Source organism: Methanobrevibacter oralis, assembly GCF_001639275.1.
In the GTDB taxonomy this organism is placed as follows: Archaea; Methanobacteriota; Methanobacteria; order Methanobacteriales; family Methanobacteriaceae; genus Methanocatella; species Methanocatella oralis.
In genome coordinates this window covers 114,586-120,869 of record NZ_LWMU01000059.1, presented here as the reverse complement: position 1 = coordinate 120,869, position 6,284 = coordinate 114,586, and the positions used below count along the sequence as shown (strand labels likewise).

Below are 6,284 nucleotides of genomic sequence, written 5' to 3'. Positions count from 1 at the left end.
TCTTTATATTCTTTCATAACCTCTTTAATTTCATCCAATTCAAGATGTCCTTCAATTTTTTTGCTATTTTTTACCATGAATATTAATTTGTAATTTATATGGTATAAACTTTTCGAGAAAAACTATAAAAATTTAAAAAATAATAGAAAATAAAATGGACAAAAATTAAAACTCAATAATAATTTGCCAACACGCTTAAGGCTGAAAAAAATATAAACTATAAAAATGAAAATGTTCTAGGAGGCAAATAGATAATATTATCCTCTTTCTCAATACTGTTAGTTGTATTTGATATTATAATACCCCAATCAGCACCATAACGTTCAATAGCAGAAGAAATTTGCTTTTTGGTTTTTTTGCCCATGCCCACTTCTATCGGAATAGGAAATTGAAATTCCCTTTGTATGATAAAGTCAACATTTCCATCAGTTTCAGGATCATAATACAATTTAAAATAGTTTCCATCCTCATGGCTTAAATAGAATAATGTTGATGCAACAAGATTTTCAAGCAAAACTCCAAGATACGCCTTCTTATTGGAATTCAGGTTGCCGATGGATGATGTTAAGATATGTTTGATACTTGATGTTGCAAAGAAATACTCCCATGATTTTATTGACCTTTTAGCAGATGCAATATGAGGTTCACAGTGAAATATCAATTGGGTCTTTTCCAATATATCCAAAATGTTTCTGATGTTGCCTTTGGATGTTCCAAGATATGACCCCATTTTTTCCTGTGAAATGTCTCCCGGTTTTTGAAGAGCCAAAAACCTCACTAAACGATTGGCATGTGTCTGGCTATCTGAAGTTATGGATGAAATAGTTCCCATATCATGTGAAATAACCTTTTTAATCATGTCTGTTATATTCTTACAGATGATGTTATTGTTGTCTTCAAAGAGTGCTGTTGGAAATCCACCATACTTTAAGTATTCATCCCAATCAGTTGTAGAGTAATTTTCCAAATTAATCAAATCCTGATTAATGACCTGTTCTTTTGTGATTGCATCGCCAGCATCACCCCTGAAAATTAACTTTTTAAGAGATGTTGAAATGTCAGCTGCATTATAGTTGTATTTCAATTTCAGATGCTGATTATAGTTCAGTGGAGTTATATTTTGTTTAAGTAGCCGCCTAGCTGAGTTTGCATCATATTCAAGGTTCAATGCTGATGAGCCTGTAAAAATCATGAAGATGTTTTTGGTCTTATCAAATATTAGCTTACCTGACAACGCCCAATTCCTGTCATACTGTGACTCGTCAATAAGCAAGAAGATCTTCTTGTCCAATCGTCTTAAAGTAGTGTTGTGATAAGTACTCAGGAATTGTTTAACTACATCAATGATCTTAAAATCAACAATATCATTGAGGTTTTCACATGATATGAATAATATTTGGTTAGGACTGATGTTTTTGGATTTATACAAATATTCATATGTCTGATACAATAGTGTTGTTTTACCTACACCTCTCAAACCTGGAAGTGCAAAATACCGGTTATTGGTTGTTTTTTCTAAAAATTCATCAACATGACCTTTAATAAAATCAAATTCCTTTCTTAACTGAAAATTCATACCATTTAAGGACAGTTCATTATTTAAAATGTTAGGAACATCATATAATTCTTCTCTAATGTAATCCTCAATAATTTCTTCTTTTTCATACATATAAAACCACATCACTGAAAAAATATTTTATTTATTGGTTAAATATCTGACTTCATAATATATAAATGTGTGGTCAGATAAATGACCAAGCCTATAAAAAAGAGATAGAATAGAATGGAGTTAAACGGAATATTGTGAAAAAATAAAGATGGCTTATTTCTATTTTGAAAAAGTTATTTATAGCACATAATAGGAATTAAGATTCATTTCCCACTTCATTTTCAACAATAGCTATTTTTTCACCTTTTAAGCAAAATAAAGGATTCAGGTATTTTACTATGACACTCCTCTTTTTGCTATTAGATTATTTTGTTTCTAGATGAATTATAAAAAGATGTTTCCATACATACAAATAATATAGTTTAAAGAGAGTACAAAACCTAATGTTCACAGTTATAGCGCCATACACCCTAATAAAATTATTTAATATCATTAAAGATAATACAATACAATTCATATCACCAAATTAAGTAATTAGGATTAAAAATCAAAATGAATAAAATGAAAAAATGTTCAAAATCAAATAATATCTGCCAACATTCCAGAATTAAAATGAATAAATTTAATTATATGCTTTGGACCTATTTTCAATACGTCCAATATAAATGCAATTATCAACTACTTTAAAACAAATCCTATAATTTCCTTTTCTAGCTCTTTTATACTTAGGATAACGTTTTACTTTTTTATAACGAATATCCTCGGGATTTTTTACTACTTCACCTAATTGTTCACGGATTATTTTATATGCTATTGGATTTTTCTTTTTATAACTTTTCAATTGTTTTAAAGCAGAATGCTTAAATTCAAGTTCCATATTAATCATTTAGATATGCATCAAGTTCATCTAATGAAGAAAAGTGAACTCCTTTTCCTTTTTCAAATTCTTTGTCTGCTTCGATTAAGTCTTTGATTTTTTGATACTCTTCATAATCATCCAATACTTTAGAAATAATGTCATTAAAGGAATCATTCTTATGACCAATGTCTGCTAATCTTTCATGATTCAATGAACTGACTCTAATAGCTTTTGTTTCCATATTATATCACCAATTATATGTTTGTTCTTTGATGAATATAAAGTTAACATAGTATACTACATATACACTATCAACAAGATTAATTGAAATTCAAAAAGAAAATAAATTGGAAGTTAAATAAAACTTCCATAACATGAAAAAAATACACGAAAAACTAAATACAATACTCATTTAAACAAAAAAAACAACAATACAAAACACACCTCCAAACAAAAAACATAAAATAAACCCTAATTTAAGCAAAAATAACTCTTGAAACCACACTGCCCTCATTCTAAAAGTAAAACATTTTAATAAAAGCCAAATCAAAAAAAATTGAATTAATGGACGAACTCTATCTTATAAGTTAACTGACTAAATCTATGCAAAATAATTAAAATAATTATTGATGAACATCAATATATCTAGTTTTGAAACTTCCTTAACAACATTACTATCTTAATATTGCCAATCAGTACTGGACAATCATGATGATACAACTTTTGATTCCTTTTAACAAGTTTCAAGCTGTAATTTGCATAATAATAACAAAATTATCCACTACGTATAGTGAAATTTGTCCGATAACTATGGAAAAAAATTACTTATCAATGCCCTTGCAAAAAATAAATTTTCCTCATTTAATTCAATCCACTTATCTAATTTATAAATCATCTCCATATAGGAAATCTATTATGTTTAAATGTCTAACACCCTTTTTTGAAAAGTCATGATTTTCAGTTGTTATTATTATTGAATCATATTTATCAGGTATTTTTAATAATGGTGTGATTTCACGATTTAATGTTTCTTCACTTGTTAGCCTATAGGAAACCTGGACATATTTATACTGGCCTGATTTTTCACATACAAAATCCACTTCCGTATTGTCCTTACTTCTGCCAACATTTACTTTATATCCTCTTCGAAGCAATTCCACATAAACAATGTTTTCTAGGATTTTAGTTACCTTTAATATGTTGTTTTCGATTAGTGCATGATGAAATCCATGATCTGTCAAATAGTATTTGCCAAGTATTTTCATTTCACTTCTTCCTTTTAATTCAAAGAATTTGCATTTTGAAATGAAAAATGAATGATTTAAGTATTCATTATATTTAAGTAGTGTATCTTGGGAGGTGTAGATGTTGTTGCTTTTCAAATAGTTCTTTATGCTTTTGGATGAAAATGTTTCTCCAGTGCTGCTAATCATATATCGGGTAAACCTTTGAAGCAAATCAATGTTATTTATATTGAATCGGGAAACTACATCTTCAAACAATATTGAGTTGAAAATATCTCTCAGAGCTAATCTTTTAAATTCATCACTGCCTAATGAGAGAATACCTGGCATACCTCCGAAGTTAAAGTATTCACCATACAGTTTAATAATTGAATCGCTTGTTAGTTCAACACCTTCGATTTCGTTTTTGTATTTTAAAAACTCTTTAAATGAAAACGGGTAAACATTAATCGTGAGATATCTTCCTGTTAGCAGTGTTGCCAGCTCACCAGACAGCAATTTTGAATTTGAACCTGTGATGTATATGTCTGAATCAATAGAAACTCTGAAGCTGTTGATAGATTTTTCCCACCCTTTTACCTGTTGAATTTCATCAAAAAACAGATATACTTTTCCTTCAAGGTTTTTTGTTTTATTAAAAACTATTTCATCCAACTGCTGTGAATTGTCAATGTATGCATATTCACGTGATTCGAAAGAAAAGAATATTATATTTTCATCTTTTACTCCCATTGATTTGAGTTCATCAATGATATTATGCATTAAGCTAGTTTTTCCTGATCTTCTAATTCCAATATATACCTTAACAAAATCTGAGTTAACATAATCCTTTAATTTATTAACATAAGAATCTCGTTTGATTAATTTATCTGCCATAATATCAACCCACCCATATTTAAAATAATTCATCCTGTAAAAGAAAAATTTTTAAAAAATATAAAAAATTCTACCTATAAAAGAAAAATTTCTTAATTATCATTATGTCAAAATCAATATATAATACTTTCCCCACTAATTGACGATACTCTTTCAAAAACTTGTGTGATTTTTTCTTTTTAATTCTATGTTCCAATGATTTTAGTTTTAGCATGAATCTATTTAAAAATCATTTTGGAGTTCTTATTGTCTTTTTTATGTGTTTTGGAAATGTTTTTTGGAATATGTTTTCGATTTTTATGAAGTTTTCTCCCATAAATCCCATATAAATTTCTAATACAGTTGATAACAGACATTACACTATTTGGAATTTGAGTAAAATAAGTGATGATAAATCTGTATAAAACAAGGTTACCGAATTTTTTTACATTTATACTTCCTGAATCAAACATGTTTCTTTCCAATCCTTAAAAAAATAAGTTCACGTTTATAAATACTATTTTTAACAATATTTTTAGACTTACAACTTAGACAAATAGTAATTTTATTCTTAAAATAAATATCACCTTTATTTTCAAGTCAAATAAGATTATTATTAATATTTTCGCATTTAACACGTGTTAACTCATCAAATTGATGGAATTAAGAAAAAACACTAGTACAAAATCGAAAAGTTTAATATTTTTTTGATCCCATACTATAACATGGAGCTTTTATTTTTTAATTAACATACTAATATGTTATTTTCACTTAATATATTAATTTTACCATTTTTAATTAGGAAAATAAGAAAAAATAAAACGAAAAAAAGTTCATGTCACAAAAACAGTACAAAATTCAAATCACACAAGTTTTTGAAAGAGACATTATTTTTTATAATATATAATACTCAGAAGTAAAATGTCCAGCAAAAATAACATTATGTGTAAAAATTTTTATATTTTTTCAACTACCTCAAGTATATGCCTTATTTATACCAATTCATATGTACACTCCTATTCACTTAAATCTTTTAATTCTATTTCTTCAAAAAGTCTAAATCCTTTATCCAAATTGACTACATAATCCAAATTATAATGATTAAATATTATGACTTGTGAGCAATCTATAAAACCTAATTTAAATTTATTTTTGTTGTATTTTTCAAAAATAGTAAATACATTGTCATTGTACATGTTGATTTCACTTTCATGAAGAATGGTGAAATTGTCCTTTAGATAATTGTAAATTATTCTAACCAATACAATATCTTTAGTTTTTTGCCCAATAATTGTTATTACTTCAGCCAATATCCCGTCAGTAATGTAGCATTCATGGTTATTTAGTATGTCCTTGTTTTCAATTGCCTTTTGGTGAAGCCCATCATTTCTTCTAAACAATGCAATGATAAATGATGAATCGATTAACAGTTTGCTCATTTGTACAAGCTCCTTTTTAGTTCAACTGCGTTTCTTGGATCATCATCTTCAATTATTCCTATTACATCTTCTAAACTTACCCTTTTTCTTGGTTTTATTACGATTTCATTGTTTTCATTGATGGACCAATCAATAACTGCATCAGTACTGTTCAATTCTTTAAATTGGTTGCGAATAACTTTTGGTATGGCCAATTGATAGTTTTTATATAATGTTGTTGTAGCTAGTATATTATCCATGATTTTCAGACTCCTTTATTCTAGTTGATTAAACATGTA

6 protein-coding genes are annotated in these 6,284 nt (G+C 27.5%); all 6 read right to left on the bottom strand.

The window, feature by feature from the left end:
* Positions 1-217 precede the first annotated feature (217 nt).
* The 6 genes from MBORA_RS04900 to MBORA_RS04870 all read right to left on the bottom strand — a co-directional run bounded on the left by MBORA_RS04900 (position 218) and on the right by MBORA_RS04870 (position 6,245).
* Entirely contained in the window at positions 218-1,669 is a 1,452-nt protein-coding gene (locus tag MBORA_RS04900; RefSeq protein ID WP_042693945.1) for an ATP-binding protein, read from the bottom strand.
* A 562-nt stretch (positions 1,670-2,231) separates the two neighbouring features.
* Positions 2,232-2,486, bottom strand: coding sequence for a type II toxin-antitoxin system RelE family toxin (locus MBORA_RS04895; RefSeq protein WP_157944457.1), 255 nt, complete (start codon positions 2,484-2,486; stop codon positions 2,232-2,234).
* A gap of 1 nt (position 2,487) precedes the next feature.
* Positions 2,488-2,709, bottom strand: coding sequence for a hypothetical protein (locus tag MBORA_RS04890; protein WP_042693949.1), 222 nt, complete (start codon positions 2,707-2,709; stop codon positions 2,488-2,490).
* A gap of 643 nt (positions 2,710-3,352) precedes the next feature.
* Positions 3,353-4,588: an ATP-binding protein gene (locus MBORA_RS04885; protein WP_042693950.1), complete on the bottom strand. Its 1,236-nt coding sequence runs from the start codon at positions 4,586-4,588 to the stop codon at positions 3,353-3,355.
* Between the two features lie 995 nt (positions 4,589-5,583).
* On the bottom strand, positions 5,584-6,006 hold the full coding sequence (locus MBORA_RS04875; protein WP_042693953.1) for a PIN domain-containing protein: 423 nt from the start codon (positions 6,004-6,006) through the stop codon (positions 5,584-5,586).
* Positions 6,003-6,245, bottom strand: coding sequence for a hypothetical protein (locus MBORA_RS04870; RefSeq protein WP_042693954.1), 243 nt, complete (start codon positions 6,243-6,245; stop codon positions 6,003-6,005). The genes MBORA_RS04875 and MBORA_RS04870 overlap by 4 nt, the downstream gene beginning before the upstream one ends.
* Between the last annotated feature and the right edge of the window lie 39 nt (positions 6,246-6,284).